This is a genomic window from Mycobacterium mantenii, assembly GCF_010731775.1.
GTDB lineage: Bacteria > Actinomycetota > Actinomycetes > Mycobacteriales > Mycobacteriaceae > Mycobacterium > Mycobacterium mantenii.
The window spans coordinates 1336175-1362011 of record NZ_AP022590.1 but is presented as its reverse complement, the minus strand read 5'-3'; the positions used below and the strand labels follow the sequence as shown (position 1 = coordinate 1362011).

General features: G+C 65.6%; 27 protein-coding genes and 2 pseudogenes. 13 read left to right on the top strand and 16 right to left on the bottom strand.

All coding sequences use genetic code 11. The features are described 5' to 3' along the window. Window positions 1-65 precede the first annotated feature (65 nt). Window positions 66-1196 (top strand): nitronate monooxygenase, encoded by a 1131-nt coding sequence (locus tag G6N50_RS06155; RefSeq protein ID WP_083100049.1) that lies wholly within the window; start codon window positions 66-68, stop codon window positions 1194-1196. A 16-nt stretch (window positions 1197-1212) separates the two neighbouring features. On the opposite strand, the gene G6N50_RS06150 is transcribed toward G6N50_RS06155, so the two are convergent. The 3 genes from G6N50_RS06150 to G6N50_RS06140 are packed head-to-tail and all read right to left on the bottom strand — an operon-like array spanning window position 1213 to window position 2186. Further along, window positions 1213-1434 carry an Rv1893 family protein gene (locus G6N50_RS06150; RefSeq protein WP_083100048.1) on the bottom strand — a complete coding sequence of 74 codons (222 nt, stop codon included), beginning with the start codon at window positions 1432-1434 and terminating at the stop codon, window positions 1213-1215. A gap of 57 nt (window positions 1435-1491) precedes the next feature. Then, window positions 1492-1782, bottom strand: a complete 291-nt coding sequence (locus tag G6N50_RS06145) for a hypothetical protein (protein WP_083100054.1) — start codon at window positions 1780-1782, stop codon at window positions 1492-1494. A gap of 5 nt (window positions 1783-1787) precedes the next feature. Further along, entirely contained in the window at window positions 1788-2186 is a 399-nt protein-coding gene (locus tag G6N50_RS06140) for a hypothetical protein (RefSeq protein ID WP_067834784.1), read from the bottom strand. A 247-nt stretch (window positions 2187-2433) separates the two neighbouring features. Between G6N50_RS06140 and G6N50_RS06135 the strand changes: the two genes are divergently transcribed. The 3 genes from G6N50_RS06135 to G6N50_RS06125 are packed head-to-tail and all read left to right on the top strand — an operon-like array spanning window position 2434 to window position 5329. Beyond that, window positions 2434-3732, top strand: coding sequence for a cytochrome P450 (locus tag G6N50_RS06135; RefSeq protein WP_083100046.1), 1299 nt, complete (start codon window positions 2434-2436; stop codon window positions 3730-3732). Window positions 3733-3744: 12 nt separating this feature from the next. Then, entirely contained in the window at window positions 3745-4755 is a 1011-nt protein-coding gene (locus tag G6N50_RS06130) for an alcohol dehydrogenase catalytic domain-containing protein (protein ID WP_083100044.1), read from the top strand. Window positions 4756-4768: 13 nt separating this feature from the next. After that, complete coding sequence (locus G6N50_RS06125) at window positions 4769-5329, top strand: YceI family protein (RefSeq protein WP_083100043.1); 561 nt, start codon at window positions 4769-4771, stop codon at window positions 5327-5329. A 7-nt stretch (window positions 5330-5336) separates the two neighbouring features. On the opposite strand, the gene G6N50_RS06120 is transcribed toward G6N50_RS06125, so the two are convergent. Next, window positions 5337-6482: a DUF7159 family protein gene (locus G6N50_RS06120; protein ID WP_083100041.1), complete on the bottom strand. Its 1146-nt coding sequence runs from the start codon at window positions 6480-6482 to the stop codon at window positions 5337-5339. A gap of 755 nt (window positions 6483-7237) precedes the next feature. On the opposite strand from G6N50_RS06120, the gene ag85B reads away from it, so the two are divergent. The 8 genes from ag85B to G6N50_RS06080 all read left to right on the top strand — a co-directional run bounded on the left by ag85B (window position 7238) and on the right by G6N50_RS06080 (window position 13165). Beyond that, a complete protein-coding gene (ag85B, locus tag G6N50_RS06115; RefSeq protein ID WP_083100040.1) occupies window positions 7238-8230 on the top strand; it encodes a diacylglycerol acyltransferase/mycolyltransferase Ag85B in 993 nt (330 codons plus the stop codon). 119 nt (window positions 8231-8349) lie between these two features. Next, entirely contained in the window at window positions 8350-8934 is a 585-nt protein-coding gene (locus tag G6N50_RS06110; protein ID WP_083100038.1) for a chorismate mutase, read from the top strand. A gap of 123 nt (window positions 8935-9057) precedes the next feature. After that, window positions 9058-9477, top strand: a complete 420-nt coding sequence (rpfC, locus tag G6N50_RS06105; protein ID WP_232068963.1) for a resuscitation-promoting factor RpfC — start codon at window positions 9058-9060, stop codon at window positions 9475-9477. A 35-nt stretch (window positions 9478-9512) separates the two neighbouring features. Next, window positions 9513-9986: an SRPBCC family protein gene (locus G6N50_RS06100; RefSeq protein ID WP_179970138.1), complete on the top strand. Its 474-nt coding sequence runs from the start codon at window positions 9513-9515 to the stop codon at window positions 9984-9986. A 5-nt stretch (window positions 9987-9991) separates the two neighbouring features. Next, window positions 9992-10825, top strand: a complete 834-nt coding sequence (locus G6N50_RS06095; protein WP_083100034.1) for an SDR family oxidoreductase — start codon at window positions 9992-9994, stop codon at window positions 10823-10825. A 12-nt stretch (window positions 10826-10837) separates the two neighbouring features. Then, window positions 10838-11260: a lipoprotein LpqH gene (locus G6N50_RS06090; RefSeq protein WP_083100033.1), complete on the top strand. Its 423-nt coding sequence runs from the start codon at window positions 10838-10840 to the stop codon at window positions 11258-11260. Window positions 11261-11316: 56 nt separating this feature from the next. After that, complete coding sequence (locus tag G6N50_RS06085; protein ID WP_083100031.1) at window positions 11317-12639, top strand: cytochrome P450; 1323 nt, start codon at window positions 11317-11319, stop codon at window positions 12637-12639. Window positions 12640-12721: 82 nt separating this feature from the next. Then, entirely contained in the window at window positions 12722-13165 is a 444-nt protein-coding gene (locus G6N50_RS06080) for a nuclear transport factor 2 family protein (RefSeq protein ID WP_083100029.1), read from the top strand. Between the two features lie 26 nt (window positions 13166-13191). Here the strand turns inward: G6N50_RS06080 and G6N50_RS30025 are convergent. From G6N50_RS30025 to bfr, 11 genes and pseudogenes are all read right to left on the bottom strand, one after another. Further along, a pseudogene (locus G6N50_RS30025) lies at window positions 13192-13329 on the bottom strand (IS3-like element ISMysp3 family transposase); the annotation flags it as partial. A gap of 16 nt (window positions 13330-13345) precedes the next feature. Next, window positions 13346-15154, bottom strand: a complete 1809-nt coding sequence (locus G6N50_RS06075; protein WP_232068893.1) for a tyrosine-type recombinase/integrase — start codon at window positions 15152-15154, stop codon at window positions 13346-13348. 20 nt (window positions 15155-15174) lie between these two features. Next, a complete protein-coding gene (locus tag G6N50_RS06070; RefSeq protein WP_232068892.1) occupies window positions 15175-16035 on the bottom strand; it encodes a tyrosine-type recombinase/integrase in 861 nt (286 codons plus the stop codon). Window positions 16036-16264: 229 nt separating this feature from the next. Continuing rightward, window positions 16265-17439, bottom strand: a pseudogene (locus G6N50_RS06065) (IS3 family transposase); the annotation flags it as partial. A gap of 185 nt (window positions 17440-17624) precedes the next feature. Next, window positions 17625-17765 carry a hypothetical protein gene (locus tag G6N50_RS06060; RefSeq protein WP_158086089.1) on the bottom strand — a complete coding sequence of 47 codons (141 nt, stop codon included), beginning with the start codon at window positions 17763-17765 and terminating at the stop codon, window positions 17625-17627. 119 nt (window positions 17766-17884) lie between these two features. Next, window positions 17885-19000, bottom strand: a complete 1116-nt coding sequence (locus G6N50_RS06055; RefSeq protein WP_083096627.1) for an amidohydrolase family protein — start codon at window positions 18998-19000, stop codon at window positions 17885-17887. 9 nt (window positions 19001-19009) lie between these two features. After that, window positions 19010-20362, bottom strand: a complete 1353-nt coding sequence (locus G6N50_RS06050) for a type I glutamate--ammonia ligase (RefSeq protein ID WP_083096645.1) — start codon at window positions 20360-20362, stop codon at window positions 19010-19012. 58 nt (window positions 20363-20420) lie between these two features. Next, the gene (locus G6N50_RS06045) at window positions 20421-21311 is read right to left on the bottom strand and encodes a TIGR03854 family LLM class F420-dependent oxidoreductase (protein ID WP_083096625.1); all 891 of its coding nucleotides are present in this window, start codon (window positions 21309-21311) and stop codon (window positions 20421-20423) included. A gap of 106 nt (window positions 21312-21417) precedes the next feature. Beyond that, the gene (locus G6N50_RS06040) at window positions 21418-21912 is read right to left on the bottom strand and encodes a carboxymuconolactone decarboxylase family protein (protein WP_083096642.1); all 495 of its coding nucleotides are present in this window, start codon (window positions 21910-21912) and stop codon (window positions 21418-21420) included. A gap of 66 nt (window positions 21913-21978) precedes the next feature. After that, on the bottom strand, window positions 21979-24048 hold the full coding sequence (locus G6N50_RS06035; protein ID WP_083096622.1) for an MDR family MFS transporter: 2070 nt from the start codon (window positions 24046-24048) through the stop codon (window positions 21979-21981). A 28-nt stretch (window positions 24049-24076) separates the two neighbouring features. Next, entirely contained in the window at window positions 24077-24556 is a 480-nt protein-coding gene (bfr, locus tag G6N50_RS06030) for a bacterioferritin (RefSeq protein WP_067834820.1), read from the bottom strand. Window positions 24557-24892: 336 nt separating this feature from the next. Between bfr and G6N50_RS06025 the strand changes: the two genes are divergently transcribed. Next, entirely contained in the window at window positions 24893-25078 is a 186-nt protein-coding gene (locus G6N50_RS06025) for a (2Fe-2S)-binding protein (protein WP_083096620.1), read from the top strand. 8 nt (window positions 25079-25086) lie between these two features. On the opposite strand, the gene G6N50_RS06020 is transcribed toward G6N50_RS06025, so the two are convergent. Continuing rightward, on the bottom strand, window positions 25087-25836 hold the full coding sequence (locus G6N50_RS06020; RefSeq protein WP_083096617.1) for an enoyl-CoA hydratase/isomerase family protein: 750 nt from the start codon (window positions 25834-25836) through the stop codon (window positions 25087-25089). Between the last annotated feature and the right edge of the window lies 1 nt (window position 25837).

Below are 25837 nucleotides of genomic sequence, written 5' to 3'. Positions count from 1 at the left end.
CCACGTCAGTGAGCTACGTACTAAACTAGAACACGTTCCAATTCGGCGAGCTCCCAGGAGTTGTAATGCACACCCCTATCTGCGACGAACTCGGAATCGAGTTCCCGATTTTCGCCTTTACCCACTGCCGCGACGTGGTCGTGGCGGTCAGCAAGGCCGGGGGGTTCGGCGTGCTCGGGGCGGTCGGCTTCACGCCCGAGCAGCTGGAGATCGAACTGAAGTGGATTGACGAGAACATCGGCGACCACTCCTACGGCGTCGACATCGTCATCCCGAACAAGTACGAGGGCATGGACTCCCACCTGTCGGCGGAGGAGCTGGCCGAGACGCTGCGCAAAATGGTGCCGCAGGAGCACCTCGACTTCGGCAAGAAGATCCTCGCCGACCACGGTGTGCCGGTCGAGGACAGCGACGGCGACACCCTGCAGCTCCTCGGTTGGACCGAGGCGACGGCCACGCCGCAGGTCGAGGTGGCGCTCAAGCACCCGAAGGTGAAGATGATCGCGAACGCGCTGGGCACCCCGCCGGCCGAGATGATCAAGCACATCCACGAGGCCGGGCTCAAAGTGGCGGCGCTGTGTGGCTCGCCTTCGCAGGCTCGCAAGCACGCCGACGCGGGCGTGGACATCATCATCGCCCAGGGTGGTGAAGCCGGCGGGCACTGCGGCGAGGTGGGCTCGATCGTGCTGTGGCCGCAGGTCGTCAAGGAGGTCGCCCCGGTTCCGGTGCTCGCCGCCGGTGGCATCGGCAGTGGTGAGCAGATCGCGGCCGCGCTGGCGCTCGGCGCGCAGGGCGCGTGGACCGGATCGCAGTGGTTGATGGTCGAGGAGTCCTCGAACACCCCGGTCCAGCAAGAGGCCTACGTCAAGGCCGGCAGCCGCGACACCGTCCGCAGCCGCTCGTTCACCGGCAAGCCCGCCCGGATGCTGCGCAACGACTGGACCGAGGCATGGGAGGCGCCCGACAACCCGAAGCCGCTCGGAATGCCGTTGCAGTACATGGTGTCCGGGATGGCCGTGCGGGCCACCAACAGGTACCCGAACGAATCCGTCGACGTGGCGTTCAACCCGGTCGGTCAGGTGGTCGGACAGTTCACCAAGGTAGAGAAGACGTCAACGGTCATCGAGCGCTGGGTGCAGGAGTACCTGGAAGCCACCAATCGGCTGGACGAGCTCAACGAGGCTGCCTCCGCCTGACGCGGAGGCGTCGCGCCTAGACGTCGTCGACTTCGTCGCGGCCGGTGAACACTTCCTTCGTCCGGTCCACCGCGTAGGTGCCGATGTCGATCGAATTCTCGACGATGCCGCTGACCCCGCCCTTGAGGTCGCCGCGGATGATGTCGCTGGCGTGTTCGACGATGTCCGAAGCCTTTTCGACGGCGTTGCTCGCGATGTCCTTGACTGCGTCCACGGCGTCTTTGGGGTTGACCGCCACCGGAGTCTCCTAACGTTTGCGGGACCTGAAAAAGAACTTGGATATGACTCTAGAGGGTCAGTAGTTGACCAGGGAGCGCCAGTAGTCTTCGGGAATCTCGGCCCCGGAGCGCATTATTCGTGCCAGCCCGATGGCCATGGCGATGCCCAGCAGTCCCAGCCACAACCCGGCCAGGGCGATGGCGCCCCACAGCACGGCGGTGACCGCGGGCCAAGGCGAGAGCACGGCGAGCACCGGCGCGAAGAAAAATCCGGTCCCGATATACCAGGCCGACCCGGCGCGATCGGAGGCCAGCACGAAGCGCAGCCATCGTGGAATCGGATTCTGGACCTGCCGGTGTTCGCGCATCACCGTTACCCCGAGGGCGGGAAGAACCCTGCGCCGGTGAACCATCCTTCTTGCCAGCCTTGAGCTCCCAGGCAGAGCATCGGCAGTCCGCGATCCGACTGTGCCGCGGACTGCGGGCCGGGGCATTTCGCGCCGGCCTGCTGGACCCCATACAGCGGATACGACATCACCCAGTAGCCGGTGGTCGCCGCCGGGAACTGGTTGGGCGGCGGGAAATGACAGGCCTCGGCCTGGCCGCTTGGCCCCCGTCCGAAGATGAAGCTTTCGTAGTTGTCGCACGGCGCGCCCAGCGAAGCCTGATAGTTCATCCCCGGTACGTCGCCGTCGTAGCCCGCCGACGCGCACGGCGCCAAGCCGATCGTGATGCCCGCTATCGAAGCGGCGCTGAGCAGTTCCCGAATCATGTTCTACCCCGCCTTTCGTCGCCGGTGACCTGCACCAAAGCATATCGGTCGGACCGTCAGCCACAAGACTGTTCCGCCGGGCGACCACGATCGCCGGCGCAGACCCGCCGCGCGGTGAAAAACCCCCGGTGAGGAACACGTTCCAATTCGCATCCGGTGATCTTGCGTCAATGCTTCCCAACCATGGTGCAGCAGTGGTTTCCTTGCACAAGGACGACTAGACCACTTCGTCATCGAGGAGCGGGCCATGCCAACCGTCGAGCCAACCGTGAAGTCGGTCCCCAATCTGCCTCCCGGATTCGACTTCACCGATCCGGACATCCACGCCGAGCGACTCCCGGTGGAAGAGCTGGCCGAGCTGCGCCGGACCGCGCCGATCTGGTGGAACGAACAGCCGAACGGGGTGGGCGGATTCGACGACGGTGGTTTCTGGGTGGTGTCCAAGCACAAGGACGTCAAAGAGATTTCGCGGCGCAGTGATGTGTTCTCCAGCCTGCAGAACACCGCCCTGCCCCGCTACAAAGAGGGCACGGTGGCCGAGCAGCGCGAGACGGGCAAGTTCGTGCTGCTAAACATGGACGCCCCGCAGCACACCCATCTGCGCAAGATCATTTCCCGCGGTTTCACCCCCCGCGCCGTCGAGCGGTTGCGTGACGACCTGAACGAGCGCGCCCGACAGATCGTCGCGGCCGCGGCGGCCGAGGGCTCCGGCGACTTCGTCCAGCAGGTGTCGTGCGAACTCCCGCTACAGGCCATCGCCGGATTGCTGGGTGTGCCTCAGGAAGACCGGATGAAGCTCTTCCACTGGTCGAACGAAATGGTGGGCGACCAGGATCCCGAATTCGCGCGCAACGACGCGATGGGCGCCTCGGTCGAACTAATCACCTACGCCATGCAGATGGCCGGCGACCGGGCGCAGAATCCCGGGGAAGACATCGTCACCAAGTTGATCGAGGCCGACGTCGACGGGCACAAGCTCTCCGACGACGAATTCGGATTCTTTGTCATCCTGCTGGCCGTGGCCGGCAACGAGACAACCCGCAACTCCATCACGCAGGGCATGATGGCCTTCACCGAGTTCCCCGATCAGTGGGAGCTGTACAAGCGGGAGCGTCCCGTCACCACGGCCGACGAGATCGTCCGGTGGGCCACCCCGGTCACCTCGTTCCAGCGGACCGCCCTGGTGGACTACGAACTGTCCGGCGTTCAAATCAAAAAGGGCCAACGCGTCGTAATGGTCTACCGCTCAGCCAATTTCGACGAGGACGTGTTCGACGATCCGTTTACCTTCAACATTCTGCGTGATCCCAACCCCCACGTGGGGTTTGGTGGCACCGGCGCACACTATTGCATCGGAGCCAACCTGGCGCGGATGACCATCGACCTGATGTTCAATGCGATCGCCGACGCCATGCCCGGTCTGGAATCGGTCAGCAAGCCCGAACGGCTCCGGTCGGGCTGGCTCAACGGGATCAAGCACTGGCAGGTCGACTACCACACCGACGGTGCCCAGGAATGTCCTGTCGCGCATCAGGCACAGGGGTGACAAGCTAGGGACATGCCCACTCATCGAGCCGTCCATGTCCCGTCCGCAGGTGCAGCTTTGGAGCTGGTCGACACCGAAACCACCCCACCGGGTCGCGATGAGGTACGACTGACGGTCGCCGCGTGCGGCATCTGCGGCACTGACGCGCACTTCGTCACCGGCGGATTCCCCGGCATGTCGTGGCCACTGACCCCGGGGCACGAAATCGCCGGCACGATCGCCGAAATCGGGGACGTACAGGATTTCGCCATCGGTGATCGCGTAGCGGTCGGATGGTTCGGCGGATGCTGCTACCGCTGCGACCAATGCCGCAAGGGCCTGTTCATTCACTGCGAGAACGGCAAGGTGCCCAGTTGGCAGTATCCCGGCGGATACGCGGAGTCGGTGACCGTGCCGGTCAGCGCGCTGGCTCGCATACCGGCCGAGCTTTCCGACGCCGAGGCTGCTCCGATGGGCTGCGCGGGCGTGACCACCTACAACGCCTTGCGGCACACCAAAGCGGTGCCCGGCGATCGGGTGGCGATCCTCGGTGTCGGCGGCCTCGGCCACCTCGGGGTGCAGTTCGCACGGGCAATGGGCTTTGAGACCATCGCCATCAACCGCGGTACCGGCAAAGCCGACGATGCCCAAAAATTGGGCGCCCACCATTACATCGACTCCACAGCCAACGACCCGGCAGAAGCGTTGCAGGCCTTGGGTGGTGCGGCGGTCGTCCTGGCCACCGCGGGCAATTCGAAGGCCATGGCTGCCACGGTCGGCGGCATCCTCCCCCAAGGTGAATTGGTCACCATCGGGGTCACACCCGAGCCGTTGCCGATCAGCCCGTTACAGCTGATAACGCCGGGCATCAGCATCGTCGGCCATCCCTCCGGGACTGCGAAGGATGTCGAGGACGCAATGCATTTCGCGGTCTTGTCCGGTGTGCGGGCGTGGATCGAGGAGATGCCGCTGTCGCAAGCCGCGGAGGGCTATGCGGCGCTGGAAGAGGGACGGGCGCATTACCGCACCGTTTTGACCATGTGACACAGGGCGATCCGTGACTTCCGACAAAGGTTCGCTGTGGACCATCGATCCGGCCGACGGTGAATTGTTGCTGCGCACCGGTGTTACCGGCAGGGCCGCGCGGATGGGCCATCGTCTCACCATCGCGATGACGCGCTGGCGCGCCACCGTCAGGTGGGCCGACTCCCAACCGGTCAGCGCCGAGCTTGCGGTCGAGACCGATTCGTTGGAAGTGCTGCGCGGTGACGGCGGCGTCAAAGGGCTGTCCGGGACCGAGAAGACATTGGCTCGTTCCAACGCCCTGAAGTCATTGGATGCCAGCCGGTTTCCCGAGATTCGTTACACCGCAGACGTCATCGAGAAGACCAAGGACGGATACCGCTTGACCGGCACGCTGGAGATCCGGGGAGCGTCGCACAACCACGTGATCGACTTGCGCACTGAAGATCTCGGGGACTCATGGCGGATGTCCGTCGAATGCACCGTCCGCCAATCCGATTACGGCATCAAACCGTATTCGCTACTGATGGGCTCGGTCCAGGTCACCGACGACGTGTCATTGTCTTTCTCCGCGGTCCACCCAAAGGACAACTGAGCGCAAATCAGGGCTGCGGGTCAGTCGCAGCCCGCGGGGCTGAATCGACGGCCGGATCGCCGGTGTCACCCGGGATGTGCTCCAGCACCCGGGTCAGGTAAGGCTGTCGGCCATCGACGACGGACTGCCGTTCGCCATCGGCGCCCGGTTGCTCCTCCGGAGCGCTCGGCTCCGAAATCGGTTCCCCGGCGGGCGGTTTGGCCTGCGGGGCAGGCGGCTTGATCTGGGGGGCCGCCGGAACCGGCGCGACGGCCGCGACCTCGACGATCTGGGGCGCCGGCGGCCGCGTGGCGTGCCTCGGCGCGGCGTGCGCGCTGGCCGGACCGACGTGGATGCCCACCGCGAGCGACACCGAGCCGACGAAGGTGACGGCACCGGCCGCCAACGCGGTCATCGCTCCGGCGTAGGACAGCTGCCGCTTCTGAGTGCGCGCCGGAATGGGCTCGCTGATGTGCTCCACCAGCCGCTCGTCGGTGAATTCGGTGCTGCGAGCCGCGGACAACGCCGCGCCACGCGCGATCGTCACCTGGGCCATCGATTGCACGAACACCGGCACCGGCAAAGTCTTTTCGAGCTCCCAGGAGAGACCGTCGATATCGCTGTGTCCGCCTACCACGACGACCCCGCCCGGCTGCCATCCGTTGCGCTCGAACATACCGGTGAGCCAGCGGGTGAGGCCGTCGAAGCCGCCCCGCACGTGCTTGGTCGCCGTCTGGGTCTCACCGTCGTGCGTGTCGACCATGACGACGGTCGTCCAGTCCTGGTCGAGAATGCAGACCGCGGTCTGCTCGTAACCGATGACGGGCGCGATGGCCTGAGCCAACGTCTCGATGGCCTTTAGATACCGGACCGGCACGACGTTGTCGAATCCTGCGTCGGTCAACGCCTCCAGCACCAGCGCAGCCTGTGCGGATGCCCCGTCGTTCCAGGTCACTCCGATGACGCGCAGACGTTGATCGCTCGCGGCCGCCGTCGTGTCGACCCGCAACACCTCGTCTACTACTTGCTCGGCGGTATTCACGGCGCGCACGCCGTGGCCTGCGCGCAGCGCCAGCTCCTGGTGATCCAGGATGGTGCCGTCCGCGCCGTGTCCTTCAGCGAGGACCCAACCAACAGTGGTCGGTGTCACGGATAGGCCAAGAACCGTATCCAAATCTATGCCCCAATCGGTCCCGCGCTTCCGACACCCTCAGCCGCACCGACGCGCACCATGAAGCCGCAGGCGCGGTGATTCGTGAGAGCCGGAACAGACCCGGGATAGCGTGGTCTTCATCGGCTTGCTCCGAGAGAGCCTACGCGCTCGGTGCAAGTCCGGCTGCCCCGGTCACGTATCACCCTGGAATCGCCAGATGAGAAGGGCGGCGCGGGGAAACCGCGGCGAGGCTGGCGGCGGGTTCGCCTCTTGAGCCCGGCCCGGTGCCAGTCGCAGTGGCGACCGAAGCGGCCCACGGCGCGGAGCGATTTAGGCGCCGGCTCTTCGGCAACAAAACCCACATTATTAATCGGCCCCGAAAATAATTGGCGGCGTCGCGGGGCGGCGATGACGCCGCCAAACGGTCAAACACGCGACACGCGCCTGGCCGGTGGCGATCTCGCCGAATCCGGTACGGACCTCTTTTTCGGGACGGCTTCTTTTTCGGGACGGCTTCTGCAACGCGGTGTATCGCGAGCCCTCGGGGCTCGGCCCTGAAAGGCCCTGCTGCTGGCCTTTTCCAGCCCGAGGGGTTGGGCTGCCGTGCAGCGGGTACCGGACCTGTCGCCGCCTGGTTGTGCCGGGTGGCGAATTTACAAAGTCCAAAAGCGATGCCAAACCGAGACGCGTTCGCGTCCCAATCGACATTTGCCGGACTCACACGGTAAATTCCTATGAGACCACGATCACACTGACCACAGCGACAAGGGGCAGGTATGACAGATCTGAGCGAGAAGGTCCGGGCCTGGGGGCGCCGGCTTTTGGTCGGCACAGCGGCGGCAGCCACACTGCCAGGCCTGATCGGTCTTGCCGGAGGCGCGCCAACCGCGAATGCATTTTCGCGTCCGGGCCTGCCCGTCGAGTACCTGCAGGTGCCGTCCGCGGGAATGGGCCGCAACATCAAGATCCAGTTCCAGAGCGGCGGCAACGGTTCTCCCGCGGTGTATCTGCTGGACGGTTTGCGGGCCCAAGACGACTACAACGGCTGGGACATCAACACCCCGGCGTTCGAGTGGTACTACCAGTCGGGCCTGTCGATCGTCATGCCGGTCGGTGGGCAATCCAGCTTCTACAGCGACTGGTACAACCAGGCCTGCGGCAAGGCCGGCTGCTCGACCTACAAGTGGGAGACCTTCCTGACCAGCGAGCTGCCGCAGTACCTGCAGTCCAACAAGAATGTGAAGCCCAACGGAAGCGCGGCGGTCGGCATCTCGATGGCCGGTTCCTCCGCCTTGATCCTGGCCGCCTACCACCCGGGCCAGTTCATCTACGCCGGCTCGCTGTCGGCCTTGATGGACCCGTCCCAGGGCATGGGGCCGAGCCTGATCGGTCTGGCCATGGGCGACGCGGGTGGTTACAAGGCCAACGACATGTGGGGGCCGTCGAGCGACCCGGCGTGGGCGCGGAACGACCCGACCATCCAGATCCCGAAGCTGGTCGGCAACAACACCCGGCTGTGGGTGTACTGCGGTAACGGCACGCCCTCCGAGCTTGGTGGGGCCAACATGCCGGCCGAATTCCTGGAGAACTTCGTGCGCAGTAGCAACCTGAAGTTCCAAGACGCCTACAACGCGGCCGGCGGCCACAACGCGGTGTGGAACTTCAACGCCAACGGAACACACAGCTGGGAGTACTGGGGAGCCCAGCTCAACGCCATGAAGCCCGACCTGCAGGGCACGCTGGGTGCTTCCCCGGGCGGCGGCGGATAACCCCTCAACCGCTCGCGGTCACTACTGCGCCTGACGACTCCGTCAGGCGCAGTAGTGCGTCAAGGGGTCGATGGCCCGGCGTTTCGACCGTCGGCCACAATCACGCCAGAATCGTCGTCATGCACCGAAAGGTCCACTTGCCCCGCCCAGCCGTGGCCGTGCGCTGTGGCGTCCTGATCGGCAGCCTGGCGATGCTCGTGGCGCCGGCTCGAGCCGACACCGCGAGCCCGCTGACCCCCTTGGTCGACGCGGCCGCGCAGCGGCTGCAGATCGCCGAGCCGGTCGCCGCCTACAAGTGGAACACGCACGGCGCCATCGAAGACCCGGCCCGCGTCCAGCAAGAGCTGACCAGACTGGGCGACGACGCCGTAGCCGAACACATCGACCGCGATTACGTGACCCGGGTTTTCGGTGACCAGATCGCTGCCACCGAGGCGATCGAATACAGCCGATTCGCCGGCTGGAAGCTGAACCGGGCAAGCGCTCCAGCGGACTCGCCGGACCTGTCGGCGTCGCGATCAGCGATCGACGCGCTCAACCAGATGATGCTGACTCAAATCTTGGCCGACTGGGACCTGTTGCACTCGCCGGAATGTGCCGCGCAGCTCCAGGCCGCCACGGGCAGCGTCATCCAGGGCCGTCAGCTCGACAACCTGTACCAACAGGCCCTGTCATCGGCGACGCAGTCATATTGCCAGCGATAATTTAATTTTTCCTCACCAATTTCTAACCGTCTCATTCGACTTGCCAATAAGGCGATTTCCGCAGATAGATGGCATATCTCGCGCCATTTTCGAATAGGTAACGCTTTGGCTACGCGAGCCGAAATGCTGGACATGAAATATCTCTGCAAGCTTCTCGTCAAGTCCGTAGTGGTCGGCGGGTTCGTTGCAGCGTCGATGGCTTGGTCCGCAGGTGTGGTGAGCGCAGACGTCGCTCCCAACTGGGACGCGATTGCTCAATGCGAATCCGGTGGCAACTGGCACGCCAACACCGGGAACGGCGAATACGGTGGGCTCCAATTCAAACCGGGCACCTGGGCCCGCTACGGCGGTGTCGGCAACCCGGCGGCAGCATCGAGGGAACAGCAAATCGCCGTGGCCAACCGGGTTTTCGCCGAACAGGGTGTGGAGGCCTGGCCGAAGTGCGGCGCGCAATCGGGCCTTCCGATCGGTTGGTACTCGCACCCGGCGCAGGGCATCAAGCAGATCATCAACGGCTTGATCCAGGCGGCCGTCCCGCACTGATGAAACGCACCTGCGGTCTATGACCCGGCGCCCGGCTGTGTTTGGATCAGCCCATGGAAGGTTCGGCGACTGTTCATATGGCGGCGCCTGCGGCCAAGATCTGGGATCTGATCGCAGACGTCCGCAACACCGGAAAGTTTTCCCCTGAAGTTTTTGAAGCCGAGTGGCTTGGCGACGCGACCGGCCCGGCTCTCGGTGCGAAATTCCGCGGTCATGTCCGGCGCAACGAGATGGGCCCGGTGTATTGGACGACGTGCAAGGTCACCGCGTGCGAACCGGGCCGCGAATTCGGCTTTACGGTGCTGCTCGGGGACCGGGCGGTCAACAACTGGCATTACCGCCTGGCGCCCAGCGGCAGCGGGACCGACGTCACCGAGTCGTTCCGGCTCAACCCCGCCCCATGGCTCGGCGTCTACTGGTTGTTCGGCGGCTTTCTGCGCAAGCGCCGCAACATCCGGGACATGACCAAGACGCTCAACCGCATCAAAGACGTGGTCGAGGCGGGCTGACGCAAGTGAAATCCGTCTTCATCACCGGTGCGGGCAGCGGCATGGGCCGCGAGGGAGCAAAGCTGTTCCACACCAAGGGTTGGCGGGTGGGGGCGGTTGATCGCAACCCGGACGGCCTGGCGGCGCTGAGCGAAGAACTCGGTGCTGATCGGCTGTGGACCCGCGCCGTCGATGTGACGGACAAGGCGGAGCTGGACAGCGCGCTCGCCGATTTCTGCGCGGGCAACAGCGGTGGCGGACTCGACATGATGTGGAACAACGCCGGCATCGGCGAATCCGGCTGGTTCGAGGACGTGCCCTATGACGCCGCGATGCGCGTCGTCGACGTGAACTTCAAAGCGGTACTGACCGGCGCATACGCTTCGCTGCCCTATCTCAGGAAGACCCCGGGCAGTCTGATGTTCTCGACGTCGTCGTCGTCCGGGACCTATGGCATGCCCCGCCTGGCCGTCTACTCCTCGACCAAGCACGCGGTCAAAGGTCTGACCGAGGCGCTGAGTGTGGAATGGCAGCGACACGGTGTGCGCGTCGCCGACGTGCTGCCGGGTCTGATCGACACCGCCATCCTCACGACGACGACCAATCACTCCGACGACGGCGGCGCGCCCATGACGGCTGAGCAACTGCGGGCCACCGCACCCAAGAAGGGCTTGTTCCGTTTGATGCCGGCAAGCAGCGTGGCCGACACCGCGTGGCAGGCCTACCACAATCAGAAGCGGTTGCATTGGTATGTGCCCAAGAGCATTCGCTTGATTGATCTGTTCAAAGGGCTGAGTCCGGAATTCGTGCGACGCAGCATCGTCAAGTCCCTACCCGCGCTAGCGCCGAAGCGGCAGTAAGGAGGTCGGCTGGTGCAAAATCGCTTACTCACAGTCGCTTTGGTCCTGGCGGCGGTTGTCGTCAGCGTCGCGGGGTGTAGCGCGGCGCAGACGACTCCTCGTCGAGCCGCCCGTCTGACCATCGACGGCACCACTCACACGACGAGTCCCCCGGCGTGCCGGCAGGACCAGATGTATAGGACCATCGACGTCCCGGACCGCGACGGCGGGGTCGAAGCCGTGGTGCTGCTCAGCGGTTACCGGGTGATGCCGCAGTGGGTGAAGATTCGCAATGTCGACGGATTCACCGGCAGCTTCTGGCAGGGCGGGGTCGGAGACGCGCACGTCGATCTCACCAACGACGCGTACACGATCACGGGCAGCGCGTACGGCATCAACAGCAGCAACCCCAACAAAGTGGTGACCACCGACTTCAAGATCGTCGCCGAGTGCTGACTCTGCAGGTGGTCGGGGCCTAGGCTCGACACGACATCTGAGCGAGGGAGGGGCCGGTGAAGGAGCGATTGCACTGGTTCGCGATGCACGGCTTCATCCGCGGCGCCGCGGCGCTCGGAGTCCGGCGGGGCGAGGTCCAGGCCAGGCTGATCGCCGATCCGGCGGTCGCCGCCGACCCGGTGGGCTATTACGACGAAGTCCGCGCCCAGGGCAGGCTGGTGAAAGGCCGGGTCGCCTACCTGACGGCGGACCACGCGCTCGCCCATGAGCTGCTGCGGTCCGACGACTTCCGGGTGTTGGTCTTCGGATCGAATCTGCCGGCGCCGTTGCGATGGCTGGAACGCCGTACCCGTGACGACCTTCTGCATCCGTTGCGTGCTCCGTCGTTATTGGCCGTCGAGCCGCCCGACCACACCCGCTACCGCAAGACGGTGTCGGCGGTGTTCACCCCCAGGGCCGTGGCCGCGCTGCGAGATCGCGTCGAACAGACCGCGGCCGAGCTGTTGGATCGGCTGGCCGCCGAATCGGGTGTGGTGGACATCGTTGGGAGGTATTGCTCCCAACTTCCGGTCTCGATCATCAGCGACATCCTCGGTGTGCCTGAGTCGGAACGGCGCCGTGTCCTGGAATTCGGTGAACTGGCCGCACCGAGTCTGGACATCGGATTGCCGTGGCGGCAATACCGCAGCGTGCAGGACGGGATCGCCGGCTTCAGCTCCTGGCTTGGCGAGCATTTGCAGCAGTTGCGGCGCTCCCCCAGCGACAATTTGATGAGCCAGCTCATTCAGACCGCCGAAAGCGGCTCTGCCGAAACGTATCTCAACGAGAAAGAGCTTCAGGCGATCGCCGGACTGGTGCTGGCCGCCGGGTTCGAGACCACCGTGAACCTGCTCGGCAATGGGATCCGCATGCTGCTGGACGCACCCCAGCACCTCGACACTTTGCGACGACGTCCCGAGTTGTGGCCCAACGCCGTCGAAGAGATCCTGCGGGTGGAGTCGCCGGTGCAGCTAACCGCGCGGCTAGCGCTCAACGATGTCGAGCTCGCCGGCCGGAGGCTGCAGCGTGGCGACTTGGTGCTGGTGTATCTGGCCGCCGCGAACCGGGATCCGGCCGTGTTCCCCGACCCGCATCGCTTCGACATCGAAAGAGAAAACGCCGGAAGGCATCTCGCGTTCTCGGGTGGCCGGCACTTCTGCCTGGGCGCGGCCCTTGCCCGCGCCGAGGGCGAAGTCGGATTGCGCACGTTTTTCGATCGCTTCCCCGAGGTCCGCGCGGCGGGCGCCGGAAGCAGGCGCGAAACCCGGGTGCTGCGCGGATGGTCGTCCTTGCCGGTGGCGCTGGGGCCGGCCTGGTCGATGGCAGCCGTCGAAAGCTAGCGGTTCACGTCCGCGAGTATTGCCCAACTTATTGACACCTGAGCGGCAACAGGGTTTATTTGCCGCTATGACAGAGGTGTCTATGATTGCGGTCGACGACGTCGTGCGTGGGTTGTGGCAGGCCCTTTCGCAGCGGGATTGGGAAGCGATCAAGACCTTCCTGTCCGATGACTGCCTCTATGTCGACATGCCCGTTCCGGCCTTGTCGGCGCGCGGCCCGGAGGACATCGTCAAACGCCTGAAGATGGGCCTCGAACAGTTGGCCGGTTACGAGAACCACACCGGCGTGCTGGTGTCCAACGGCTCCGAGGTGCTCTACGAGCACTCCGAGACATGGACATTCGCCACGGGCGAGCAGGGGGTGCTGCGGTTCGTGACGGTCCACAAAGTCGTCGACGGCAAGATCACGGTCTGGAAGGACTACTGGGACATGAACAGCCTGGTGGCCTTCGCTCCCCCGAACCACTTCGAGGGCTTGGCAAATGGGGACACTAGCTGGGTGTTCGACGCCTCAGCGCTGGTCTGACAGGGCTTTTTGAAGCATCCCGGGTTTCATGCACCCTCGGGGTTCTGTGAGCCGGCCGGTTGGTCGGTCACGTGTTGGGAATAGTACTGGGCTTCGGCTTCGGCGGGTGGGACTCGGCCGAGGCGGTGCATGAGGCGCTGCTGGTTGTACTTATGCGGGTGATCGTGTCAAGGGCGGCGGTCACGACGCGGTGGTGTCGAGGCGGTTGAGGAGGCCATCGAAGACCTTCTGACGGCCGACCTGGCCCTTGCGAGCGGCATCGTCACGCTGGCGTTGCAGGGTGGGCCGGAACTCGATGGTGGTGACGAAGAAGCTGCAGGATTCGCAGATCGATTCGAAGTGGCAGTCCATCTCGACTGGGCGTGCGCAGTAGCCGTTGCCCAGCATGCGGCGGTGCATCTCGGTGCGGAGCTTGCGCATTTCGCAGCCTTCGTCATCGCTGGCGAGCTGGTGGGGTTGGCCGTAGAGTGCTTCTACCTTCTCGGTGACGGCGAAGTACTCCTCGGCGACGGTCTTGTCGGCGATTCGCGCGTAAATCATTGTCATGGCTAAGGTTTTGTGTCCGAGCAGAGCTGCGATCGCGTCGAGGCTCATGCCACGGTTCACCGCTTGGGTAGCCAAGGTGTGACGCAGCTGATGGGCGGTGACGTTGTCGATGCCGGCTGTTTCGGAAGCGCGACGCAACGCGGCGGTGATGCGGTGGGAGCTGATCGGTCGATTGTGTTCGAGCAAAAGGCGATCGGTGCGCAGACCGCTGGGTCGGTGATGGCTGATCCAGTCGTCGAGCAGGTCCTTCAGCTGTGGGTGCAAGGGGATATAGCGGTCGTTGTGCAGCTTGCCGATCGGGATCCGTAGCCAGTAGGCGGATCCGATCTGCACGACCGCGTCCACAGTCAGGGCGAGCAGTTCGCTGCGGCGGATTCCGGTGCGGGCCAACAATTCGATGATCAACCGGGACAACGGGTCCGGGTCCGCACGCGCGGAGCGCAACAGCTTCGTCGCGGCGGCGTCGTCGAGGAAGCGTGGCAGCGGCTTGTCGATGATGGGCAAGTCCCCGGGAAACATCAGCGGCCGGATCGGCGAGTTCGGGTAGCCCCACTCGGCGGTACGGGTGAGAAAGCAGTGCAGGTTGATCAGGGCGTTCTTGATGCTGACCCGGTTAAGCGGTTTGCCCGTGCTCGGTGTGGGATGCGTCGACAACCATCGTTTGAACGCCTCGATGTGCGTGCGCTCAAGATCAGCACAGGACGCCACATCGGGATAGGTGTGCGCGAGCCAGGTGCCGAACTGGCGCAGGTCGTGTTCGATGCTCTTGACGGTGCTCGGGCGCAGACTCAACGTGACTTGCTCCACATAGCGGCGGGCGGTAGCCGCGAAACCCGGTGTGACGGCTGCCCATCCGGTCACCGAGACGGGTTGCCGCGCTGGCGGCGGGCGCAGCGTGGGGATCCGGCCGGCATGGAAGAGCGTCAGCCGCAAACGGTGAAAGACCGCGGCCACGTTCTGGCCCGCGGTGGGCTTGCCCCGGCGGGCGTAGGCGGTGGTCATCGCGACGCGGGCGGCGTCGAAATGTTCGCCGGTGATCGCGCCCGGTGACACACCGGTGATCGCGGTGATCTTCGCCAAGATGTTCCACTGCGCCGCAGAGTCCCTTGCCGAGACACCGATCCGGGAACAACTTTCGCTGAACCAGTGATAGTCGGTGGCGCAGAACTGGCGTGCCGGGAGTCCTGGCCGCAGATCGGTTTGGCTAAGCAGTTCGGCATCCACAGTGATGCGGCTGGTGACCATCAACCACGAGGTGAACGAGGGTGCTTTGGCGACCGCGTCAATCTGCTGCTCGGCGGTGAGGCCACCCCATCCGCCGGCCCGGCGGATCTTGGCCTGGCACGTTTGCGCAGCCTGAACTGTAGATCGGCCGGTCTTGCGCCCGGCAGCCCGCATCGCGGCCAGGTAGTCCTCGATGAGCGAGGCGTCATCTGCGGCCACCGACTGTTGTGGTGCGGGTATCACGGTGCCTGCATCGCTTGTGCGTCGATCGCCTCGACCGCGCGCCGGTATTCGCCGGCGAGCCAGTCGTTGGCCAAATGCAGGTAGATGCGGGTGGATTCGATCGAGCGGTGCCCGGCCTGGGCCTGGATCGCCTCCAGCGCCATCCCGGCCTCACGCAGCCGGGTGAAACAGGTGTGCCGCAGTTGATGACAGGTCAGATGCTCGATGCCGGCGCGACCTCGGGCACCGGCGACGATCTCGTCCAAGCCGGCCGCGCTGAGCGCCCGACCCCGACGTTGGCCCTTCAGCACGACGAACACATGATCGGTCGACGCGGTGGCCGGGCGCTCCAGATCCAGGTAGCTGGCCAGGGTAGCGAAAAAGCGCGGTGACACCGGCACGATCCGCTGATGTCCGCCCTTACCGTCGGCGATGAACAACCGCTTCTCGCCAGGATGCACATCGCGCAGCCGCAGCCCGAGCACCTCGCACCGACGCAAGCCGCCGAGCAGCATCGCCTGTACCATCGCCCGATCCCGGTGGGTGCGCAGCGCCCGCATCAAGGCGTCGGCCTCATCCGGGTCGATCACCCGCGGCAGGGTGCGCGGAGTGCGGATCAACGGCACCCCACGCACCGCGCGGCTCGGAGTCCGCGTCGACAACCCTTGCGGCACCGGATTTCTCGCGACAACACCACGAACGATCAGATACTCAAACAGCCCGGTGACCGAGGCCAGCCGCCGCTTGATCGTGCGCGCCGACAGCCCCGCCTCACCGTCCTCAATCCGCACCACCTCCGCGCCACGGCGGGGCTGACGCTGCTCCCGGATGAATGACAACACGTCCTCGCCGACGACGTCTTCGGGCGACTTGCCCACTACCGAGAAGAACACCTTCAGGTCGAACGCTGAGGCCAGCACCGTGTTCGGTCGCGCCCGGGCGGCAACCATCTGGAGGTACTCGTCGAGCAGCCGATGCCCCAACTGCGGAACCCCCCCGTCGGGCGGTCGAACCAGGCACGGCATGAACATGGCAACCTCCCGCCCACAGCATCCGCGCCAGCCCCGCAGCACCACGAAAGACACGCCGAGGATTACCCGCATATCCAAACCAGGCGACGTAGTCGGCGGTGATGTACTCGACGTCACCGACCGTGGTGAGCGGCCCGCGACGGAACGGGGAATCAGGCCGGATGCACTCAGTCTTGTAGAGTCCGATCGTGGTCTCGGCCAGAGCATTGTCATAGGCATCGCCGACACTGCCGACCGAGGGTCGGATGCCCGAAAGGGCAAGTGTTTCACCGAATCTCACGCTGGTGTACTGCGATCCTGCGTCGCTGTGGTGGATGGCGTCCTCGATCGGGTGACCCTGACGCGACCGCAATGCGACGGCCTGACGGATCGCCGATTCGACGAACTGGGTCTGCTTGGAGGCGCAGGCCTCCCATCCCACGATCGCCCCGGCGTAGGCGTCGATGACGAATGCGACGTAGACGAACACCCCCGTGACGAGCTTGACGTAGGTGAAGTCCGCAACGAGCAGCTGGTTGGGTGCGCCCACCCCGAACTGGCGATCCACCAGATCCGGTGGCCTCACCGCCGCCGGGTCGGCGATCGTGGTGCGCACGGCCTTCTGGCGGCGTACGCCCTGCCACCCGTTTCGGCGCATCAGGCGTTCCACCGTGGACTTCGCCACCGGGATGCCTTTGCGCTGCAGATGTGCCCACATCTTCACCGACCCGTACAGCGACTCGGGCTTGCGCCGGCCGTGCTCATCGGGTTCGTAGTAGCCGGCCAAGACCTCGCTGATGGTGGCGTCCCACAGGGCTCGCTTCGACGGTGCCCGCTTGACCCAGGCGTAGAAGGTGCGTGGGGCGATCGGCACACCGTGCTCGGTGAGCACGCGGCAGATCGGAGCGACCCCGAAGCGGTGCCTGTGTTTGGCGATGAACTCGCAGACCGAACTGGTCAGCGGCGGTTGCGCGGGTCGCTCTCCCGCACGAAGAAAGACGTTGCCGCCTTGAGGATTTCGATCGTCTGCTCGAGCTCGGCGTTGCGCCGCTTGAGGGCGCGGATCTCAGCGGCCGCCGCCGAGGAGACACCGTCACGATCACCGTCGTCGACCTGCTGCTGACGGATCCAACTACGCAGCGTCTCGGCCGTCATCCCCAACCGCTTGGACACCGCCGTGATCGCCGCCCACTCACTTGGGTAGTCAGCACGGTGCTCCAACACCAGACGGACCGCCTTGGCCCGCGTCTGCGGGTCGTACTTGCTCGGCATGACATGCACCTTCCCAAGGAAGGAGGTGCGCATCAAACGCGGGATGGTTCATTTCGCGGGAGGGCGCAGGCCCTGATCGGCAACGGAAGGCGTCCGTTCGATGCGCGGTGCCGTGGAACGCCGGCATGATCACCCCTCATAGACCATTTCGGCGATTCCTCGGCACAGACCGCGAAAAGGCTTAGCTACATCTGCTGCGGATACGGCACGCAGTCACCAGAACTGGCGGTGTAGCAACCGCCACTGGGTGACGCGTAGGTCGATGGCGCCATGGCGGCGCCGGCAATGACGACGGCTGCGGCGAACAACGCAGCACGGGACAACACCTGCCCAAACCTCCCTTTTCCATCATCAATTTGGTGACGTTGCCCGATTCGTCGATCGAAGCTTAGGCGCCCGACCGATTAACTACATGCGAAATCGTGAAATTCTTCGGGTGGTGAGTTCACCCGAGGTCGTAGATGCGGGCGGCGTTCTCCCGGGCGATCAGGTCGACCACCCGGATAGCGTCTGGCTCGCTCCAGTCGTCACGGTCCACAAATTCGCGCAGCAACCGCTCGACGCCCCTGCGCCACAAGACCGTACCGAGGAAGTGCAATTCCGCCGGACCGAAACCGTCCGACGAATAGAGGATTTTGGAAAAGGGCGCCATCTCCAGCAATCGGGCAAGGAACGCCCGTGACCGGGCCCCCAAATGGTTGACGCTCAATCCGCCGTCGACGTAGACGTTGTTGAACGCCTGGGCAAGATAACCCGCCTCGCGCTCATAGGGATAACAGTGCAACAGCACGATCGGGATGTCCGCAGTACCCCGCAGAAAGTCAAGCAGGAGAAGCGGATTGGCTTTGTGCAGATCGCAGTCACGGTCGCCGAACCCGACGTGGAATTGCAGCGGTTTGCCCAGCCGCAGCGCCTGGTGCAACCCGAACCGCAACAGGACCCTGTCCTGCAACCGCGTCCCGCCGCCCTCACGCCAGCGGGCCGCCGCTTCGGCGACCTCCGTCGTCGACGGTTCGCTCAGGTCGCCGTCGAACCCGCCACGGTAGGCCAGAATCGATTTGGTGCCGACCGCGCCGGCCGCGCGCCGGCGCAGCAAGTCCCCGAACGCCGTCGCATAGTCACCCGGCAGCTGCGCGGCCTGCTCGGCCACCTCCTCGAGGCGAACGACCTCGTGCACTCGGTTGCCGGACAGCCGAGCCATATCCGCGACTCCGGCGACACCAGTGCCGCCGATCCCGGTGTCCACCAACCAGTCGCTCACCCCGGCGGCCGTCAAGAACAGCCGGTTCAGGTCGTTTTCGTCAAACTGGCGGCGACGCTCCCAGTAGGCCTGCGGATCGGCGTGTTTCGGCAGCCCCAGGACGGGGGCGCAATGCGCGCGGACCGCGAACCCCAGTTGTGAGTCGAAACCCGAATGGGTGATGGGTTCGCTGTTGGCCTCGTTGAGCGCGTTCTCGAATCGCTGCCGGTCTCCGGGCGCCGACCAGCAGCCGTGGACATGCTGATCGATCAGCGCCACTTCGCCGATGTGTTGGGCCAGGTCGCGGGTGTCGGAGACCATAGAGTGCCGTCACAGGCTCCAGGCCATGCGGAATTTGTCCGCCATTCCGCCGGGGTCCAGGTTGCCGTAGCGCTCCTGTTCCAGGCGGCGAACCGCGACCACCATGTCGACCGCCGGATCGCCCAGAATGCGGCGCATCGTCTCTGAACCATCAAGCGCCGCAATCGCTTCGGCCTGGTCGTCGGTCAGCAACACGATACCGTCGCGCTCGCGGTCGGAATCGGACAGCGCCGACGGGTCGATCGTGATCTCCGGCGGCAGCGTCGCCTGGCACTTGATTCCGTCCAGCGCCAGGCCGAGGATGGCCGCCGAGGCCAGGTATGGGTTCGCCGACGGATCGACGATTTTCACCTCGACGTTGCCGCCGCGCGGACTCCCGGGCCCGCCGGTGACGAAACGCACCGCAGCCTCCCGATTTTCGGTGCCCCAGCACGCATAGGCGCCGGCCCAGTTGCCGGGCCGCATCCGCAAGCCGGAGACGATCGACCCGCACAGTACGCCTTGGGCTTCCGGGAGACCGCGAACCACGCCCGCTATCGCGCTCTCCCCCGCCGCCGTCATGCCCCGGGCTCCGGCACCGTCGGAGAACAAGGGACCTTCCGGTGTCGTCAGCGAAAAGTGTTGGTGAGCACCGGATCCCACGCCGTCGGCGAAGGGTGCGGGCGACAAGCTGATGCGCAGCCCGTAGCGGCGCGCCGCGCGGCCGATGACGAGCCGCATCAGCATCAGCTGATCGGCCGCGGCCACCGGGGGCTGGGGTGACAGTGAGATTTCGAACTGGTTGGCGCCATACTCGGAGTGGAACTGTTCGATCGCGATGCCGGCCGTCGTCGCCGAGCCGATCACGTCGCGCACGAAAGCTTCGTGCTCCAGCACGCCGGCCAGGCCGTACTGCGCCCACAACGTCGACGGCAGCCGCCCGCCGTCGGGGCCGACCAGAAGGAATTCGATCTCGTGCCCGATCGAAGCCTCGATGCCGGCTTCGGTGAGCGTGTCCTCGATCCGCCCCAACGTTCCCCGGCTGCAGGCGGGAACCGGCGTGCCGTCCTGGTCGAAAAACGAGGCGGGCGCCCACGCGAGACCGTCAGCGACGATGCGCAACGCGGACAGATCGATGCGAAGGCGTTGATCCCCCACTACGCCCACATCCGGGGTGAAGGCGATGCCGGTCTGGTCGATGGCGAACGCGTGCCAGGACGGGCTGGCCCCCAGGCCGGGATCCGCGAATGTGTTGGTCCGCCGGATCGGAACGGTCTTGGCCAGGGTGAGCCCGGCGGGATTGACGACGGTGCCGATGACCGTGTCGACGCCCTCGGCCTCCAGCTGGGCAATCGTCGCGGCGGCAAGCGGTGTGCCGGTCATGGCAGCCATTCTGCAGGCTCGAGCTGCCCCGGTACGGCAAACGGCCTCAGCGGCACCGTCAGTTCTGCCGGCCGACGAGTTCGGTGACGAACCGGTCGAGGAAGCCATCCACTGGCGCTTGACCCACCGGCCGGATGACGAATTTCGTCAATCCCGCCTCGATGTAGGCATCGAGTTGTCGGTGCAGCTGATCCCACCCGGCGGCGATCAGCTCGCCGGGGTCACGGTCGGGGCGGCGCCGCCGTACCGCCACGGCCAACTCGGTGGGCAACTCCCCCTCGGCCCCGTCCAGCACCGCCAACGAGATGCCGAAGTGGTCGGGCTCGATGCTGCGGCCGGCCTGCGCGGCGGCCCGTTCGATCGCTTCGCGCCCGGCCCGCGCCTCCGCCGGGGTGAGGAAGCTACCCAGCCAGCCGTCGCCCAGCGCGCCGATGCGTCGAAATGCCGCCGGCGCCGAACCCCCCACCCAGATGTCCAGTGGCGGTGTAGGTCTGGGGGCGACGGCCACGTCCGTGACGCTGAAGTATCGGCCGGTGAACGATGCCGACTCCTCGATCAGTGCCGCGCGCAGCAGCCGCAGCGACTCGTCGAACACCGCCGCGCGCTCACCGTCGGGGACCGCGAACAGCTCGCGTTCGGCCGGTATCGCCGAGCGCAGGCCGAAGACGGGCAGGACCCGCTTGGGCGCGATGGCTGCCAAGGACGCCAACTGTTTGGCTACCAGCACCGGATGCCGCCCGGGAAGCACGGCCACCGACGTGCCCACTTTCAACCGGTTCGTGCGCGCGAGCGCATACGCCATGCCGACCACGGGATCGACCGCCGGGGAATACACGAGTTCGGAAAACCACAGCGAGTCCGCACCGTTGGCCTCGAGATGATCGACGATTGGGGCAAGTTGGTCCGGCGCGGTGTCGGCACCCAACCCGACGCCGAAGCGAATCTTCACCGGCGCCTCCCTCTGAGTTCTCTCACCCACACCGCAACATCACCGCACCGCCATTTGTGCCCGCGGCGCGCGACACCGCCAGCTGCCCGGATCGGCGAGCGGGAGGCTAGCCGCGGCTGGGGATGGTCAGCTTGCAGGCCTGACCGATGTCCAGGGTCCGCAGCACTCGACCCATGCCGACCCACAGCGCGCAGGACAGCGCCAGGTCGGCGAGCAACTCGTCGGAGAAGTGTTCGGCGCACCGGCTCCAGAAGTCTTCGTCGTCGCGCAGGGCGGTGTGCTCGGTGGCGAAGCGGTCGGCGAACTCGGCGGCCAGCCGCTCCTGTTCGCTGTAGCCGGGCCAGGTGCGCCATTCGTGGACGTGCTCGTACAACTCCTCGTCGACGCCCGCGGCGGGCCCGTCCTCATCGCGGGTGTTGACGCAGACGACGCATTCGTTGCGGTGGGCGATCACGGCGCGGGCCAGTTCGCGCGTGCGTAGTGGCAGTCGGTTCTTGGTGTAGACCGCCTGGCTGAAGCCGCCCAGCGCGCCGCCGATGTCGGGAGACTTCGCAAACCAGCCGGCCAGGTCGTCGTCAGCAAATGTTCCGATTCGGCTCATGGCGTGATGGTACGCCCGCGCCACCACCCGGATCGGGCATGTCGGCCAATGCGCATCGGCAATCGGCTAGCGAGCGGCCGCCGGGATTGCCAAGGTTGGCTGCTCGTCATGCCAATCACGTTGGGCCAGAACTCGATGCGCGACGCGATCCAGCGCGGCCTCGACGGTGCGGCGGTCCGGGCGGCCCTCGAAGCCCGGTGACCGGGCGAGCTTGTCGACGAGCCAGGCCAACAGCAGGGAGTGCACGTAGGCGACCTGTTGCCCCCCGGCCGGGGTGAGCCACATCTGCTCGCCGTCGCGCTGCGCGTAACCGTTGGCCACCAGCCGCGCGAAGGTGGGCTCGAGCACCTCGAACGGGATCCGGAGGTAGTCGGCCATGTCGGTGAGCCGGGCAGTCCCGTACATCTGCGTGTAGCGATTGATCCGCAAGACCCCCCACAGTCCGGCAACGTCGAGCCGGCAATCGGGTCGCATCGCGATGCTGCGCAAGCGCATACCGGTTTCGCCGCGCAACATCCGTGCGATCGCGTTCTCCAGCATCTGGTCGGGTGTCTCGGTGGTCGGCATCCCGAATGCATCGCCGAGATCGACTGTGCTGTCGTGGATATCGCGGAGCGGTATTTCGCGCAGGAACAACGCCAGCACAAAGCCGACCACGGCGACCGGCGCCGCCCAGAAGAACACCTGGGTGAGCGACTCGGCGTAGGCCGCCACTATGGGCGCGGCCACGTCGTGCGGCTGCCGGTGCAGGGCCCCCGGCGAACTCACCGCGCTGGGCGGCGCGCCGCTGGCCGCTAGCGCCGGGCCGATTCGGCGGTTGAGGAAGTTCACGAACAGCGAGCCGAAAATGGCTGCGCCGAACGAACTTCCGATGGTGCGGAAGAATGTCACGCCCGATGTGGCAACACCGAGGTCTTCGAAGTTCGAGGTGTTCTGCACGATGAGGATCAGCACCTGCATGGACAATCCGATGCCGGCGCCCAGGATCACCAGGTACAGCGACTGGATCAAGGCGGACGTGGACGGCTGCATCCGCGACATCAGCAAGAACGCCAGGGCCATCAGGGCGGTGCCGGCCACCGGGAAGATCTTGTAGCGGCCGGTCCGGCCGACGATGGTGCCGCTGCCGGTCGAGGTGACCAGCATGCCGAGCACCATGGGCAGGGTGCGCAGACCCGAAGTGGTTGCCGAAACGCCGTTGACGTATTGCATATAGGTCGGCAGGAAGGTCATGGCGCCCAGCATCGCGAAGCCCACCACGAAGGACAGCACGCAGCACACGGTGAACACCGGGCTGGCGAACAGCCGAATCGGCAGGATCGGCTCGGCGGCGCGACGTTCCACCGCCACAAAAACGCCGAGTGCCACCGCGGCGCCGACGAACAGGCCGATGATCACCGGCGATCCCCACGGGTACAGGGTGCCGCCCCAACTGGTCGCCAGCGTCAGGCCCGCGGCGCCGAGGCCCACGAACGTTATCCCGGCGTAGTCGATCGCCGGTTTGGCGGACGCGGTGAGTGCGGGAATCGCTGCCGCGGCAACGAAGATCACAACGACCGAGATCGGCACGTTGACCCAGAAGGCCCACCGCCAGCTCAGGTAGTCGGTGAAGTAGCCGCCGAGCAGCGGACCGATGACGGTGGTGACGCCGAAGACCGCCCCGAGGATGCCCTGGTATCGGCCCCGTTCCCGCAGGGGAACGACCTCGCCGATCAGCGCGCTGGCCGTGACGGTGATCGCGCCACCGCCGATCCCTTGCAGGGCCCGCGCCCCCACCAGCATGGCCATCGACTGGGCCAGGCCGCACAGTATCGAGCCGACGACGAAAAAGATTACGGCGGTCTGGAATACGCGTTTGCGGCCGAACACGTCGCCCAGCTTGCCGACCAGCGCCGTGACGATGGTCGACGCGAGCAGATAGCTGGTGACGACCCAGGACTGATGGCCGGCGTCGCCCAGGTTGGCGACGATGGTCGGTAGTGCGGTCGCAACGATCGTCTGGTCCAGCGCTGCGAGCAGCATGCCGAGCACGATCGCGATGAAGATCAGGTTGCGTCGTTGCGGGCTGATCAGCTCGCCACTGGATGCGGCACCGGAGGCTGGCCGAGTTTGGGTCGCTGCCCTCGAGCTCGTCATACCCCCCGGACGTTACCTTCCGGCCGGGTCAGCTGGGGGGCCGCGACACGCACTGCGCCGAGTACAGCTCCACGCCCAGCTTGTCCATCAGCTCCAGCTGGGTCTCGAGGTAGTCGATGTGCTTTTCCTCGTCGGCCACGATCTCCTCGAAGAGGTTCGCGGTGGTGGAGTCCTGCTTCTCCCGGCACAGGATGATCGCCGGCTTGAGACGCTCCATCACCTCGTATTCGATGGCCAGGTCGGCCTCGAACTGCTCGCGCAGCGTCTGGCCGATGCGCAGCGAGAAAAGGCGCTGGTAATTCGGCAACCCGTCGAGCAGCAGGATGCGATCGGTGATCGACTCGGCGTGGCGCATCTCGTCGAAGGACTCGGCGCGGGTGTGCTCAGCTAACTCGGTGAACCCCCAGTTGTCCTGCATCTTGGAATGCAGGAAGTATTGGTTGATCGCGGTGAGCTCGCTGGTCAACTGTTCGTTGAGCAGACGCAGAACTTCCGGATCCCCTTGCATTGTCACTCCTATGGTGTGAGCGGCTGTTGAGTGCGGCCGCGGCGGCGCGCTGGGCTGGAGTGCGCGAACCTGGCCCGTAGCTGCACTTTGCCATGGCGGCTGGGAATGTTCCAGCAAGGTTTGGCTGCACTCAGTGGCTCCCGAGCGCGGTAAGTCGCGCCTTGGTTAGGTTAGACTCCACTAACGAACTTAGGTTAGACTCCACTAAATACGCGACATGTGTATTCGGCCTCCCCGGCCGCGGTGCCCGATGACTCGGAACGCCAGAGCCGGACGAATCGCAGACGCGTGATCGAGCTTTCGACGACGAAGACGCCGAGTGCAGGAGGTGCGCTGATGTACGTGTGCCTTTGCGTTGGGGCCACCAACCAAACCGTGTGCGACGTCGTCGCACAGGGCGCCTCGACCTCCAAGGAAATCGCCGCCGCGTGCGGGGCCGGCGGTGATTGCGGTCGCTGCCGGCGCACGTTGCGGGCCATTCTCGCCGCCTCGGCGAAGCTCGAAACGGCCCAGTCGGTCTAGGGGCCGCTTCAGCGTTTGTTGAAGTCGGCCAGGGCCGCCGCATTGGCTTGTGCGCCCATGAGTTCGGCGAAGTGTGCGTTTTCGCGGGCGGTGGCCGCCGCGATCTCGGGACGAACGGGTTCCATCATCGTGTGCTTGACGGCCATCAGGCTCGAGATCGGGCGCGAGGCAAGGACTTCGGCGTGCTGACGGGCCTGCGCCAACAGCTCGTCCGGCTCGCAGACCCGCCACACCAGGCCCATCCGCAATGCCTCTTCGGCACCCACCCATTCCGACGACATCAGCAGCCAAGCCGCGTTCTGCCGGCCCACCAGTTGGGGCAGGAGGTACGACGAAGCCGCCTCGGGCGCCACGCCCAGGCTGGTGAACGGGCACTTCAGGCGGGCCGTCGACGACATGAACGCCAGATCGGCGTAACCCAGGATCGTGGCGCCGATCCCCACGCCCACGCCGTTCACCGCGCAGATCAGCGGCTTGGGAAACGCGCTGAGCGCATTGATCAGCCCGATGAAGCCGTGCTTTCCCGGGGTGAAGTCGGGGCCGGTGATACGAGCCTGCATCTCGGCGAGGTCGGTACCGGCGCTGAAGCCACGACCCGCGCCGGTCAGCAACACGACCGCGACCTCGGGATCCTCGGCGGCCGCCAGCAGCGCCTCGGCCGTGGCGTCGTAGAGGGCTTCGTTGAACGCGTTGAGCGCCTCCGGCCGGTTCAGCGTGAGGGTGCGTACCCGTTTCTCGTCATCGATCTGCAGCGTCACG